Here is a 12,646-nt window from a genome sequence, read left to right as displayed (position 1 = left end):
TGGGCTACAGGGACGTACCCTCGGGGCGGGCCTCCGTGGCGGGGGAATTCGCGAGGGTAGCCCGGCTCCATCGGGCCCGTATGTCGGGGCAAGCCTTTTTGGTTCCTTTTGTGGCGATTGACAAAAGGGACTCGCCCGAGGGGGCGAAACGAGAAATGTCCGCAGACTCGGAGCGGCGCGTTATACCGAGCAAGAAGGCAACTGGGTTATTCCCCTTCGGGCCAGCGCAAGCGCTGTTCGCGATGGAGCCGCGTCCCGCGTTCGCGGGAATGACGAGTTAAAAATCGAAGCCCTAGCCCCACCCCACATGAAAATGCCGTTTCCCCCATGAAGAGAAACGGCATTCTCTCTTAAGTGAACAGCCTCGTTACGCGAACCTCAGGCAGGCTGCTTGGCATAGCGCGCCAGCGTCGGATCACGCTGCATCACCGCCAAGGTGTTGGCATAGACCTGCTCCCCAGTCGCATCCTTACTGGCAAAAATCTCCCCAAAGTGCCGCTGAGTAACCTGCGCGAAATGCGCACGATCCTGAGCCTGCACCCCCAGCAGGGTGGCATAGGCATCCAGCGCATCTCCATGCCCCTTGGCCATATCCTCGGCAATGTTGTCGAGCATGCCGTTCATGGCAAAGATCGAACGACCGCCATACCCCAGCCGCGCATCGGAGTTGCAGCCGTTGGTGCCGGAAGTCAGGCCGAAGGTGGCGTTGCCCGAAGTTCCGTTGGTGGTAGTGGCCAGCAGGTGCGGGAACAACCCGCGCTGCCCTTCGAACAGCATGTTGCCCCAACCGCAGCCGTTGCCCCCGGCCTGGTCCGCCTGGGCGAACAGGCTGGCGGCGCCGAGAACCGCGAAGATCGCACTCTTGCCGAGCAGTTTGCTTGTCATGGATGTCGTTCCTTGGTCGTTTGACGTATTTGGCGTGCCCTACTCCCCGGCTGTGCAGCATCGCTGCAACAGTCTGGCTCGCCTTTAGGTGTAGGCAAGGAATCGCCAGGTTTCAAACCTACCGGCGGCAGGATTCGCACAATGAATACAGGAACACCCCTCGCATGGATTGCCACGGGTCAAGGCCGCAGCGTTTCCAGGCACATCGGCGTCGAATCCAGGCAACTCCGGCGTGGCCGTTGCCCCTATGGTGGCGGGCCACATCCCACCGACCTGGAGCTGTCATGTCCGACTTCATCACCGTACTGCGCGAAACCTGCCCCACCCCCATGCTGGATGCCACCAAGTGGAAGCGCATCGGCGGCGACCCGCACACCGTCAACCTCAATGCCTACACCTCGGCGGACGGCAGCAAGATCATGGGCACCTGGATCTGCACCCCCGGCAAGTTCGAGGTGAACTACGAGAAGTGGGAGTACTGCCACTTCCTCGACGGCTACTGCATCATCACCCCCGAGGGCGAGCAGCCGGTGCACCTGAAGGCCGGCGACGTGTTCGTCATCGAGCCGGGGCTGAAAGGCACCTGGGAAGTGGTGGAGACGGTGCGCAAGTATTTCGTGTTCGCCTGATTAGTTTACGTTACGGCACCGAAGTGCTCTTCGTAGGATGGGTTGAGCTTGCGAAACCCATGCGGCCGTGGCGATGGGTATCGCTTCGCTCAACACCATCCTACGGGGCATTACCGGAAGGTGTAGGACTTTGTACGCCCTACGACTCGCCTGCATTGGCGAGCAGGCGGCGGGCGCGGGCCAGGACCGGGGCGTCGACCATCTGGCCGTCCACCTGGAAGGCCGCCGCGCCGCTTTCGGCCGCGGCCAGCACCCGGCGTGCCCAGGCCAGTTCCTCGGCGCTGGGGGCCAGGGCGGCGTGGAGCACGGCGACCTGCTTCGGGTGGATGCACAGCGCGCCCACCAGGCCCAGGTCACGGCCATGGCGGAGCGTCGCGGCGAAGCCTTCGGCGTCGTCGAAGGCCGGGTAGACGGTGTCCAGCGGCGCCTGCAGGCCGTTGACCCGCGAATGCAGCAGCAGGCTCAGGCGCACCTGGTCGTAGACCATGGCGGCCGCCGCGGTGCCGCTGCTCATGCCGATGTCCAGGGCCAGGTCGAGGCCGCCGAAGGTCAGGCGCTCGACGCCGGCGCAGGCGGCTATTTCCCCCACGGCCAGCAAGCCGCGGGCGCTTTCGATCAATGGCCAGATCGGCTTGCCGCAGGCTGACGCGGCACGCAGGTCGTCGGCGCATTCGACCTTCGGCAAAAGAATGCCCGCCACTCCCGGCAGGCGGCACAGTTCCAGGTCCGCAACGTGCTCGGGGTGCCCGGTGGCGTTCACCCGCACTCGCACGCGGGCCTGCGGATTGGCTTCGAGGAAGGCCGCCAGGTCGTTGCGGGCGCGGGCCTTGAGCGCGGGCTCGACGGCGTCTTCCAGGTCGACGATCACGGCGTCGGCGCCGCTGGCCAGGGCCTTGGCGAAGCGCTCCGGGCGGCTGCCGGGGACGAACAGGGCGGAACGGACGATGGGGCTCATGCGGGGTCCTTGGTCAGGTTCGGCTCACACTGCGCCCTGCTCGTGCAGGCGCTGGATGTCGGCGGCGCTGTAGCCCAGCTCGGCGAGCAGGCTGTCGGTATGCTCGCCCAGGCCCGGCACGGCGTCCATGCGCGGCGCATAGGCATTGCTGCGGGCCGGCGGCAGCAGCGCCGGCAGGCGGCCCACCGGGCTGTCGATCTCGCGCCAGGCGTCGCGGGCCTGCAGTTGCGGGTGGCTCCACAGGCCCTGCATGTCGTTGACGTGGGCGTTGGCGATCTGCGCCTGTTCCAGGCGCTCCACAACTTGCGCCGCGCTCAGCCCGGCGAAGGCCTCGATGATCAGAGCGCGCAGGGCGTCGCGGTTGGCCACCCGCAGGCTGGTGGCGGTGAAGCGCGGGTCTTCCGCCAGTTCCGGGCGCCGCAGCACCATTTCGCAGAAGACCTTCCACTCGCGTTCGTTCTGCACGCCGAGCATCACGTTCTTGCCGTCGCCGGCGGGGAATGGTCCATAGGGGTAGATGGTGGCGTGGGCGGCGCCGGCGCGCGGCGGCTGCGCCTGGCCCTCGAAGGCGTAGTACATGGGGAAGCCCATCCACTCGGCCATGCCCTCGAGCATCGAGACCTCCACCCGGCTGCCCTCCCCCGTGCGCCCGCGCAGCAGCAGCGCCGAGAGGATGCCGCTGTAGGCGTACATGCCGGCGGAGATGTCGGCGATGGAGCAGCCAGCCTTGGCCATCTCGTCCGGGCCGGGGCCGCCGGTGACCGAGAGGAAGCCGCTCTCGCTCTGGATCAGCAGGTCGTAGGCCTTCTTCTGCTCGTAGGGGCCGCCTTCGCCATAGCCGGAGATGTCGCAGACGATCAGGCGCGGGAAGCGTTCGTGCAGCGCCTCGAACGACAGCCCCAGGCGCGCGGCGGCGCCGGGCGCGAGGTTCTGCACCAGCACGTCGGCCTGTTCCAGCAGTTGCTCCAGCACGGCGTGGGCCTCGCCCTGCTTGAGGTCCAGGGCCAGGCTTTGCTTGGAACGGTTGGTCCAGACGAAGTGCGAGGCCATGCCGCGCACGCGCTCGTCATAGCCGCGGGCGAAGTCGCCGACGCCGGGGCGCTCGACCTTGATGACGCGGGCGCCGAGGTCGGCCAGTTGGCGGGTGCAGAACGGCGCGGCGATGGCGTGTTCCAGGCTGATGACGGTGATGCCGTCGAGGGGACGCGGGTTCATGGGTGCTCCAGGTGTCTCGTGCGCCGCCGCCATGGACGGCGCGGCGCTATCGGTGTGTATCCACGGCCCGGGCGGGCGGCGCCCCGCGCTCTGTGAACCCCCGGGTTCCGGAGGCCGCCCGCCAGGGCCGTGGGCTACTCAGGCAAAGGCTTCCAGGCTCGGCAGGTCGTGCAGGCGCCAGCTGGCGTCGATCAGCCGGCTGGCCTCGGCTTCGCCGCGGGCGCCGGCGAAGGCCAGCAGGCGGCGGAACTTGTCTTCCAGCTCGGCGCGGCTGAGGCTGTTGCCCGGGTCGCCCTTGGGCTCGTCGATGCCGCCGTGCAACTGGCGGCCATCGGTAGTGAGCACCTCGACGCGGCCCAGCCAGCGCTGCGGGTAGGCGCCGTCCACTTCGGCATCCAGCTGCATGCCCACCTTGTCGCGGAAGGCGGCCACGCGCGGGTCCTGCAGGGCGAACTGCTCGAACTCCACCAGCCCGGCCTTGCCATGCACGGCGATCAGGCCCAGCACCGTGCCCATGGAGAACTTCGCCTGGTGCACCGTCTGCGGCACCACCACACGGCCGAGCACGTCGATGGCGCCCTGGTGCACGCGGGTAGTGACGCGGGCGATGTCCTCGGCCTGCAGCCCTTCGCGCTGCATCAGCGCCAGCAGGGCGTCGGCCGCGGGATGGGTGTGGCGGCAGGAGGCGTGGAACTTGAACGAGGTCTCGACCAGCGCCCAGCGGCTGCCCAGGCCGTCCACCAGTCTGCGCGGGTCGGCATCGCTGGACATGCCGGCGGCCATGCCCTGCTCGCCTTCGAGGATGTTCTGTGCGCCGCTCAGGCCATCGGCGGTCAGGTAGGCGGCGAGCAGGCCATCGGCGGCAGCCTTGGCGGTGTGCAGTTGCTTGGAGTCGGCGGCGTCGCGGAGGAATTCCCAGAGCCCGGCGGCCTGGGTCCCGGCGCTGCCCAGGCAGTTCACCAACTGGCGGCTGTCGAAGCCCAGCAGCTTGCCAACGGCTACGGCGGCGGCCAGGGTGCCGACCGTGGCGGTGGTGTGGAAGATGCGGTAGTGCGAGCGGCCGAGGAACTCGCCGATGCGGATGCCCGCCTCGTAGCCGGCGACGCTGGCGAGGATCAGCTCGCGGCCGGACTTGCCCAGGTCCTGGGCGGCGGCCAGGGCTGCCGGGAATACCACCGTGGCCGGGTGCAGCACCGAGCTGTTGTGCAGGTCGTCCTGTTCCACCAGGTGCGAGCTGGCGCCATTGACCAGCGCGGCGAAGTACGCCGAAGTCGATGAACCGTCGACCAGCACGCGGCTGCGTCCGTCCACGGGGCCCATGCGTTGTGCATAGCGCTGGAACAGCGGAATCGGGTGACGGCCCTGGCTGGCCAGGGCCGAGCCGAGCCAGTCGAGGAACAGGTCTTCGGTGCGTGCGACCACCGCGGCCGGCAGGTCTTCGTAGCGCAGGCCGGCAAGAAATTCGGCCAGGGCGTGGGTATTGTTCATCGCTTGTCGTCCTTGGGCTCGCAGGTCAGAAGGAGCGCGGCAGTTCGAGCAGGTGCTCGGCCACGTAGGACAGGATCAGGTTGGTGGAGATCGGCGCCACCTGGTACAGGCGCGTCTCGCGGAACTTGCGCTCGACGTCGTACTCGTTGGCGAAGCCGAAGCCGCCGTGGGTCTGCAGGCAGGCGTTGGCCGCCTCCCAGCTGGCCTTGGCCGCCAGGTACTTGGCCATGTTCGCCGCGGCCCCGGCGTTGCGCCCGGCGTCGTATTCCGCGCAGGCCTTCCAGCGCATCAGGTCGGCGGCTTCCACCTCGATGTGCGCCTCGGCGATGGGGAACTGCACGCCCTGGTTCTGCCCGATCGGGCGGCCGAACACCACGCGGTCGCGGGCGTACTGGCTGGCCTTCTCGATGAACCAGCGGCCGTCGCCGATGCACTCGGCGGCGATCAGCGTGCGCTCGGCGTTGAGCCCGTCGAGGATGTAGCGGAAACCCTTGCCTTCCTCGCCGATCAGGCTGCTGGCGGGGATTTCCAGGTTGTCGAAGAACAGCTCGTTGGTCTCGTGGTTGACCATGTTGGCGATCGGCTGCACGGTCAGGCCGTTGCCGATGGCCTCGCGCAGGTCGACCAGGAAGATCGACATGCCGTCGGCCTTCTTCTTCACCTCGGCCAGCGGCGTGGTGCGCGCCAGCAGGATCATCAGGTCGGAGTGCTGTACGCGGGAGATCCACACCTTCTGGCCGTTGATGACGTACTTGTCGCCCTGGCGCACGGCGGTGGTCTTGATCTTGGTGGTGTCGGTGCCGGTGGTCGGCTCGGTGACGCCCATGGACTGCAGGCGCAGCTCGCCGCTGGCCAGCTTCGGCAGGTAATAACGCTTCTGCTCCTCGCTGCCGTTCCGCAGCAGGGTGAACATGTTGTACATCTGCCCGTGGATGGTCCCGGAGTTGCCGCCGCAGTGGTTCACCTCTTCGAGGATCACCGAGGCCTCGGCCAGGCCCAGGCCGGAGCCGCCGTATTCCTCGGGGATCATCGCCGACAGCCAGCCGGCCTCGGTCATGGCTTTGACGAAGGCTTCGGGGAAGCCCTTGCGCTCGTCGATCTCGCGCCAGTAGGCGCTGGGGAATTCCGCGCACAGGGCGCGCACGCCTTCGCGGATGGCCTGCAGTTCTTCCGGGGTGCTGCTCATGGGGGTTCCTCGATGGGGGTTCAGTCGAATTCCACTTCGCCGCGCTGGGCGATGCCGGCTGCGTTGCCGGCCCAGACCTCGGCCTTGCCGGGGCCGCTGGGGCGGCCGCCCAGCTCGAACGGCTCGGGGCAGATCAGCGGGCGCAGGCCGCGGTAGGCGAAACGGCGCAGGCGCGCCTGGGGGTTGGCGCGGCAGAAGGCGCGCAGGTTCAGGGTGGCGATCAGCGGGCCGTGCACCACCAGGCCGGGGTAGCCTTCGGCGCCGGTGACGTAGGGCCAGTCGTAGTGGATGCGGTGGCCGTTGAAGGTTACAGCCGAGTAGCGGAACAACAGCACCGGGCTGGGCTCGACCGCCTCGCGCCAGGCGCCTTCGGGCAGCGCCTCGGTGCCGCCGAGCTTGGGCGGGCTGGGTTCGCGGTAGACGATGTCCTGCTCCTCGCGCAGCGCCAGGCGGCCCTCCTGCAGGTAGTCGTGGCGCAGGGTGACGAACAGCAGCGCGCCGGTGCGCCCGTGCTTTTCCTCGACCTTGAGGATGGTGGTCACCCGGCTGGCTTCGTGGCCGACCAGCAGCGGCTCGTGGAACTCCAGGCGGCCGCCGGCCCACATGCGGTTGCGCCCGTCCGCCGGCGGCAGGAAGCCGCCGCGCGCCGGGTGGCCGTCGGCGCCCAGGCCGGCCTCGGGCACGGCGTCCTGGAAGAATGCCCAGTGCCACAGCGGCGGCAGCGCTTCGCCGGCGGCGGGGGCCGGCTCGCCGAGGGTGGCGGCCAGGCGGCTGACCAGCAGCGTGCTCAGTTCTTCCTGGCTTTCCTGGGTGCGGCCTATCCAGGCTGCGTAGGACATTTCACTCATGGTTTCTCTTCCGTGGAAGTTTCCGAACAGGATGCCGAGGGGCTTGCGTTCCGAGAATCCGCATTTCCATAATCCGGCGTTAACCGAAACCGAACGCCACCCGGATACCTTCGCCATGCATTTCGACCTGGCCGACCTGCGCCTCTTCGTGCACATCGCCGAATCCCCCAGCCTGACCCAGGGCGCCCGCCGCGCGCACCTCTCGGCGGCGGCCGCCAGCGCCCGCATCAAGGCCCTGGAAGGCCAGCTCGACAGCCGTCTGCTGTACCGCGACAACCGCGGCGTGGAGCTGACTCCCAGCGGCCAGCGCCTGTTGCAGCACGCGCGCCTGATCCTGCGCCAGGTGGAACGGCTCAAGGACGACTTCGGCGAACAGGGCGGCGACCAGGCCGGGCACATCCGCATCTTCGCCAACACCACGGCGGTCACCGAGTTCCTTCCGGAAGTGCTGGCCGGCTTCCTCGCCGAGCGCCCCGCCGTCACCGTGGACCTGCAGGAGCGCCTGAACCGCGACATCGTCCGCGCCATCCTCGACGGCTCGGCGGACCTGGGCATAGTCGCCGGCCCGGTGCGCGCCGAGGGCCTGGAGATCCTCCACTTCAGCACCGACCACCTGGTGCTGGTGGTGCCGCCCGGCCATGCCCTGGAACGCCTGGGCCGCCCTACCCTGGCCGACACCCTCGGCTATTTCCACGTCGGCCTGCACGAGGGCAGCACCCTGCAGAGCTTCCTGCGCGAGCAGGTGGAACGCCTGGGCGGCACCCTCAACCTGCGCATCCAGGTGGCCAGCTTCGAGGCGGCCTGCCGGATGATCGAGGCCGGGGTGGGTATCGGCGTGCTCCCGGAAACCGCGGCGCGCCGCCACCAGCGCAGCATGGGGTTGAGCATCCTGCAGCTGGACGAGCCCTGGGTGGTGCGTGAGCGCAGTGTATTGATGCGTGAGCGCGAGGCGTTGCCGGGGTGTGCGCGGACGTTGGTGGAGTTGCTGCGGCGGGTGGGGGATGGGGGTAGCGTGGGGGCGGTTGCGGATGGGGTTTAAGAGCGCCCTCGGCTGCGCGTTCGTAGGGCGCCGGCAAACCACCCCGTAGGATGGTGTTGAGCGAAGCGATACCCATCACCTCGGCCGCATGGGTTTCGCAAGCTCAACCCATCCGTTGAGGCGCATCTCGGCACAGTCGGCAAGACAGTTGCTCCTACACCCCAGCGAATATGGCACCCATCGCCTGGCCGCATGGGTTTCGCCAAGGCTCAACCCATGCGGTTGCGCTGATGGGTATCGCTTCGCTCAACGCCATCCTACGAAAAGCCGTGCTTCCTGGAACCGTAGCGGGCCCTGCCCGCGATTCGCGCGCAGGGCGCGCTCCTACGAAGAGCAAAAGCCGTGCCCGCCGATTTGGGTAGGAGCGGACTTTGTCCGCGATTGGACTCACCGGCCACGCCGGACGTCCCGGTGGCACGAACGGCCCCTCAGGGAGCGGGTACAGACTTCGCCCTCGAAGCTCAGCCAAAAAACCGCCGACCGGGCGTCCCCGGTCGGCGGTCTGTGGGTCCACGCGCACCGCTGCACCGGCGCGCCCCAGACTCACTTCCCAGCAGTCAACGTGCTGTAGCTGCTGATCAGGTTGCGGTAGTCCGGGATGTGGTTGGAGAACAACGCCGCCAGGCCCTCGATGTCGTTGCGCCAGTCGCGGTGCAGTTCGCAGGCCACGCCGAACCAGGTCATCAGTTGCGCGCCGGCGGCTTCCATGCGGCGCCAGGCGGCGTCGCGGGTGACTTCGTTGAAGGTGCCGGAAGCGTCGGCAACCACGAAGACGTCGAAGCCTTCCTCCAGGGCCGACAGCGCCGGGAAGGCCACGCAGACTTCGGTGACCACGCCGGCGATGATCAGTTGCTTCTTGCCGGTGGCCTTCACCGCCTTGACGAAGTCTTCGTTGTCCCAGGCGTTGATGTTGCCCGGGCGGGCGATGTACGGGGCGTCGGGGAAGAGTTCCTTCAGCTCCGGCACCAGCGGGCCGTTGGGGCCGCTCTCGAAGCTGGTGGTGAGGATGGTCGGCAGCTTGAAGTACTTGGCCAGGTCCGCCAGGGCCAGCACGTTGTTCTTGAACTTGTCCGGTTCGATGTCGCGTACCAGGGACAGCAGTCCGGCCTGGTGGTCGACCAGCAGCACGGCGGCCTGGGTCTTGTCGAGGCGAACATAGGGCTTGCTCATTGCGCTTTCCTCTTGCTGGGGGAAACGCCCGGCCCACGCCGGGCAAGGGGTGTCGTCAGCGCTGCGAATCCAGCGTTTCGTGGTTGCTCACCACCGCCTGGGCCTTGGCATAGCTTTCGATCAGCAGGCGGTAGTGCGGGAAGATGTGGCTGTAGGCCTCGGCCCAGTCGGTGGCATCGGGGCGGTTCCAGGTGCGCTGGATTTCCGAGCACACCGCGGCAGTGTCCATGGGCACCACGCCGGCCTGCACCACACGGGCCAGGGTGATTTCCTGGGCGGCCTTGGAGTAGGTGCCGGAGGCGTCGATCACCGCGAACACCCGGTAGCCGGCGTTGACCGCGGCGATCGCCGGGAAGGCCATGCACACGCTGGTGATGGTGCCGGCGATGACCAGGGTCTTCTTGCCGGTCTTCTCCACTGCGGCGACGAAGTCGGGGTTGTCCCAGGCGTTGATCTCGCCCTTGCGCGCCACGTACTGCGCATGCGGCGCGGCCTCGTGGATCTCGGGGATCAGCGGGCCATTGGGGCCCTGGGGCACCGAGGCTGTGGTGATCAGCGGGATCTTCGCCAGGCTGGCGATCTTCGCCAGGGTGATGGCGTTGGCGCGCAGTTCGGTCATGGGCATGTCCTTGACCGTCTGGAACAGCCCGCTCTGGTGGTCGATCAGCAGCATGGCGGTGTCGTCGGGGTCGATCACCGGGCGCTGGCCGGCGAAGTTGGCGACGTTGTCGAATCGGCTCATTTTCGTTTCCTCGCAAGTGGGCGTCCTGCCCGAACGGCCCGCGCGCTCCGGCGCGGGCATCCAACCAGACTAGGCGCTGGCCGAGTCCGGCACGTGACGCTCAGCCGGCCATCTGTCCGAAACGCCCCTGGCGGAAGTCGTCGAGGGCCTGCTCGATCTGCTCGCGGCTGTTCATGACAAAGGGGCCGTAGCCGACGATGGGTTCGTCCAGCGGCTCGCCGGACAGCAGCAGCGCCAGGGCGTCGCTTTCGGTCTCGATGTGGATGGCATCGCCTTGCCGCTCGAACAGCACCAGTTGGCCCTCCTCCGCCCGTTGCCCGCCGTTCAGCCGCAGGCTGCCGCGCAGCACCACCAGCGCCGTGTTGCGGCCCGGCTCGACGCGCAGTTCGAAGGCCTTGCCGGCGTTCAGGCGCAGGTCCCACAGGTCCAGCGGGCTGAAGCTGTGGGCCGGGCCGCGGTGGCCGCGGTAGTCGCCGGCGATCACCCGCAGTTGGCCGGCGCCGCCGGGCAGCTCGGCGCGGGGGATGCTGGCGTCCAGCAGGGTCTGGTAGGCCGGCGCGGTGAGCTTGTGCCGCGCCGGCAGGTTCACCCACAGCTGCACCATGTGCAGGGTGCCGCCGCTGCGGCTGAAGGCCGGGGCGTGGTACTCCTCGTGGAGGATGCCGGCGCCGGCGGTCATCCATTGCACGTCGCCGGGGCCGATGCGTCCGCCGGCGCCGCTGGAGTCGCGGTGCTCCAGCTCGCCCTGGTAGACCAGGGTGACGGTCTCGAAGCCGCGGTGCGGGTGCTGGCCGACGCCGCGGCGGGCGCCGTCGCCGGGGAAGTCCTGCGGCCCGGCGTGATCGAGCAGCAGGAAGGGGCTGAGCTGGTTGCCCAGGCGGTCGTAGGAGAACAGGGTGCGGACCGGGAAGCCGTCGCCGACCCAGTGCGGGCGCGGGGCGCTGTAGATGCCGAGGATGTCTTTCATGGGGTGCCTCCTGAGTGCATGGAGACACCTTAGGACTGCAACGCTATAGCCGGTAGACTGCGAAAATCACCTTCAGCGTTCCATTTGGAGAACAGCGCCGTGGAAGATCTCAACGACCTCTACTACTTCGCCCAGGTGGTCGAGCACGGTGGCTTCGCCCCGGCCGGGCGCGCCCTGGGCGAGCCCAAGTCGAAGCTCAGCCGGCGCATCGCCGCCCTGGAGGAGCGCCTGGGCGTGCGCCTGATCCAGCGCTCCACCCGGCACTTCTCGGTGACCGAGATCGGCCAGGAATACCACCGCCACTGCCTGGCCATGCTGGTGGAGGCCGAGGGCGCCGCCGAGGTCATCGACCGCCACCGCGCCGAACCCCAGGGCCGGGTGCGGCTGAGCTGCCCCACGGCGCTGCTGAATTTCTGGGTCGGCCCGATGCTGGCCGAGTTCATGCTGCGCTATCCGCTGGTGGAGCTGCAGGTGGAGGCCACCAACCGCCAGGTGGACCTGATCCAGGAAGGCTTCGACATCGCCCTGCGCGTGCGCTTCCCGCCACTGGAAGGCAGCGAGCTGGTGATGAAGGTGCTGGGCGAGAGCCGGCAGATGGTGGTGGGCGCGCCGGCCCTGCGCCAGCGCCTGGGCCAGCGCCCCTCGCCCACCGAGGTGGCGGCGCTGCCGACGCTGCACTGGGGCTCGCCGCAGCGCGACTACCAGTGGCAGCTGGACGGCCCCGACGGCGTGCGCGCCCAGGCCCGCTACCAGCCGCGGCTGATCACCGACGACCTGATGGCGCTGCGCCAGGCGGCGGTGGCCGGCGTGGGCGCCGTGCACCTGCCCTCGGTGGTGGTGCGCGAGCAACTGGCCGGCGGCAGCCTGCTCAACCTGCTGCCGGACTGGGCGCCGCGCACCGGCATCGTGCATGCCGTCTACCCGTCGCGGCGCGGCCTGCTGCCGTCGGTGCGCGGCCTGCTGGACTTCCTCGGCCAGGGCTTCGCCCACAGCGACATGGCCTGACGCCCACCGACCCGGCTATTCGCAGAAGCGCCCTTGCCGCGCTTCGGGCATCAGTTCCAGGTACTGGCGGCCGCTCATGTGCACCACGGCGTTGTGGTCGCCGGCCTCGAAGTAGATGTCCGCCTGCTCGCCCAGGGATTCGTCGATCAGGGTTTCCAGGCCGAACAGGCTGCCCACCGCGGGGATGGCGCCGGGCGCGCAGTCCTCGAAGCGCGCGGAGAAATCGCCCTCGCGGGCCAGGCGCCAGTTGCGCCGGGTGAGCTTGTGCACCTTGTGCAGGTCGACCTGGCGGCTGGCCGGCACCACGGCCATCAGCCAGTGGCCCTGGAAGTCGTCGAGGATCACCGGCTTGGCCATCTGCTGCGGCGGCACGCCGGCGCGGCGGGCGGCCTCGCGGGTGGTCATGGACGTGGCGTGGGGCAGCAGATCGTAGCGGCTGCGATGCTGCGACAGGCAATTCTGCAAGCGACTGGACATGCTCATGGCTCACCTCCGGGAAGCGGCGCCGCCCCACTGC

At 68.7% G+C, this 12,646-nt stretch carries 13 protein-coding genes; 3 read left to right on the top strand and 10 right to left on the bottom strand.

The annotated features are described in order from the left end of the window. Positions 1–378 precede the first annotated feature (378 nt). Positions 379–885: a DUF3015 domain-containing protein gene (locus IG194_RS29510; protein WP_009622065.1), complete on the bottom strand. Its 507-nt coding sequence runs from the start codon at positions 883–885 to the stop codon at positions 379–381. A 284-nt stretch (positions 886–1,169) separates the two neighbouring features. On the opposite strand from IG194_RS29510, the gene IG194_RS29505 reads away from it, so the two are divergent. Beyond that, positions 1,170–1,514, top strand: coding sequence for a cupin domain-containing protein (locus tag IG194_RS29505; protein ID WP_058489624.1), 345 nt, complete (start codon positions 1,170–1,172; stop codon positions 1,512–1,514). Between the two features lie 139 nt (positions 1,515–1,653). Here IG194_RS29505 and IG194_RS29500 read toward each other — a convergent pair whose 3' ends face one another. The 5 genes from IG194_RS29500 to IG194_RS29480 form a co-directional block, all read right to left on the bottom strand. After that, positions 1,654–2,469 carry an HpcH/HpaI aldolase/citrate lyase family protein gene (locus IG194_RS29500; RefSeq protein WP_058489623.1) on the bottom strand — a complete coding sequence of 272 codons (816 nt, stop codon included), beginning with the start codon at positions 2,467–2,469 and terminating at the stop codon, positions 1,654–1,656. Positions 2,470–2,493: 24 nt separating this feature from the next. Next, on the bottom strand, positions 2,494–3,684 hold the full coding sequence (locus tag IG194_RS29495; protein WP_058489622.1) for a CaiB/BaiF CoA transferase family protein: 1,191 nt from the start codon (positions 3,682–3,684) through the stop codon (positions 2,494–2,496). Between the two features lie 138 nt (positions 3,685–3,822). Beyond that, positions 3,823–5,172: an MmgE/PrpD family protein gene (locus IG194_RS29490; protein ID WP_058489621.1), complete on the bottom strand. Its 1,350-nt coding sequence runs from the start codon at positions 5,170–5,172 to the stop codon at positions 3,823–3,825. A gap of 25 nt (positions 5,173–5,197) precedes the next feature. Next, complete coding sequence (locus tag IG194_RS29485) at positions 5,198–6,358, bottom strand: acyl-CoA dehydrogenase family protein (RefSeq protein ID WP_009622074.1); 1,161 nt, start codon at positions 6,356–6,358, stop codon at positions 5,198–5,200. Positions 6,359–6,378: 20 nt separating this feature from the next. Next, complete coding sequence (locus IG194_RS29480; protein ID WP_058489620.1) at positions 6,379–7,206, bottom strand: MaoC family dehydratase N-terminal domain-containing protein; 828 nt, start codon at positions 7,204–7,206, stop codon at positions 6,379–6,381. Between the two features lie 115 nt (positions 7,207–7,321). Here IG194_RS29480 and IG194_RS29475 point away from each other — a divergent pair, with 115 nt between their 5' ends. Then, positions 7,322–8,245, top strand: coding sequence for a LysR substrate-binding domain-containing protein (locus tag IG194_RS29475; RefSeq protein WP_064987678.1), 924 nt, complete (start codon positions 7,322–7,324; stop codon positions 8,243–8,245). Between the two features lie 543 nt (positions 8,246–8,788). Here IG194_RS29475 and ycaC read toward each other — a convergent pair. The 3 genes from ycaC to IG194_RS29460 all read right to left on the bottom strand — a co-directional run bounded on the left by ycaC (position 8,789) and on the right by IG194_RS29460 (position 11,124). After that, on the bottom strand, positions 8,789–9,415 hold the full coding sequence (gene ycaC, locus IG194_RS29470) for an isochorismate family cysteine hydrolase YcaC (RefSeq protein ID WP_058489618.1): 627 nt from the start codon (positions 9,413–9,415) through the stop codon (positions 8,789–8,791). A gap of 55 nt (positions 9,416–9,470) precedes the next feature. Beyond that, entirely contained in the window at positions 9,471–10,157 is a 687-nt protein-coding gene (locus IG194_RS29465; RefSeq protein ID WP_058489617.1) for a hydrolase, read from the bottom strand. A 100-nt stretch (positions 10,158–10,257) separates the two neighbouring features. Then, positions 10,258–11,124 (bottom strand): pirin family protein, encoded by an 867-nt coding sequence (locus IG194_RS29460; protein ID WP_058489616.1) that lies wholly within the window; start codon positions 11,122–11,124, stop codon positions 10,258–10,260. Positions 11,125–11,223: 99 nt separating this feature from the next. On the opposite strand from IG194_RS29460, the gene IG194_RS29455 reads away from it, so the two are divergent. Continuing rightward, a complete protein-coding gene (locus IG194_RS29455; RefSeq protein WP_058489615.1) occupies positions 11,224–12,129 on the top strand; it encodes a LysR family transcriptional regulator in 906 nt (301 codons plus the stop codon). A gap of 15 nt (positions 12,130–12,144) precedes the next feature. Here the strand turns inward: IG194_RS29455 and IG194_RS29450 are convergent, their stop codons facing one another. Continuing rightward, positions 12,145–12,612, bottom strand: coding sequence for an aminoacyl-tRNA deacylase (locus tag IG194_RS29450; protein ID WP_009622089.1), 468 nt, complete (start codon positions 12,610–12,612; stop codon positions 12,145–12,147). Positions 12,613–12,646: the final 34 nt, after the last annotated feature.

The organism is Pseudomonas sp. ADPe (genome assembly GCF_014843515.1).
GTDB lineage: Bacteria > Pseudomonadota > Gammaproteobacteria > Pseudomonadales > Pseudomonadaceae > Pseudomonas > Pseudomonas citronellolis.
Note: the sequence above shows the minus strand (reverse complement) of the source record. Positions and strands in the feature narration are given on the sequence as shown.

Bases quoted from the DNA above. Each gene is read 5' to 3' on its own strand.
- IG194_RS29510 (WP_009622065.1), bottom strand. From the start codon at position 885: ATGACAAGCAAACTGCTCGGCAAGAGTGCGATCTTCGCGGTTCTCGGC.
- IG194_RS29505 (WP_058489624.1), top strand. From the start codon at position 1,170: ATGTCCGACTTCATCACCGTACTGCGCGAAACCTGCCCCACCCCCATG.
- IG194_RS29500 (WP_058489623.1), bottom strand. From the start codon at position 2,469: ATGAGCCCCATCGTCCGTTCCGCCCTGTTCGTCCCCGGCAGCCGCCCG.
- IG194_RS29495 (WP_058489622.1), bottom strand. From the start codon at position 3,684: ATGAACCCGCGTCCCCTCGACGGCATCACCGTCATCAGCCTGGAACAC.
- IG194_RS29490 (WP_058489621.1), bottom strand. From the start codon at position 5,172: ATGAACAATACCCACGCCCTGGCCGAATTTCTTGCCGGCCTGCGCTAC.
- IG194_RS29485 (WP_009622074.1), bottom strand. From the start codon at position 6,358: ATGAGCAGCACCCCGGAAGAACTGCAGGCCATCCGCGAAGGCGTGCGC.
- IG194_RS29480 (WP_058489620.1), bottom strand. From the start codon at position 7,206: ATGAGTGAAATGTCCTACGCAGCCTGGATAGGCCGCACCCAGGAAAGC.
- IG194_RS29475 (WP_064987678.1), top strand. From the start codon at position 7,322: ATGCATTTCGACCTGGCCGACCTGCGCCTCTTCGTGCACATCGCCGAA.
- ycaC (WP_058489618.1), bottom strand. From the start codon at position 9,415: ATGAGCAAGCCCTATGTTCGCCTCGACAAGACCCAGGCCGCCGTGCTG.
- IG194_RS29465 (WP_058489617.1), bottom strand. From the start codon at position 10,157: ATGAGCCGATTCGACAACGTCGCCAACTTCGCCGGCCAGCGCCCGGTG.
- IG194_RS29460 (WP_058489616.1), bottom strand. From the start codon at position 11,124: ATGAAAGACATCCTCGGCATCTACAGCGCCCCGCGCCCGCACTGGGTC.
- IG194_RS29450 (WP_009622089.1), bottom strand. From the start codon at position 12,612: ATGAGCATGTCCAGTCGCTTGCAGAATTGCCTGTCGCAGCATCGCAGC.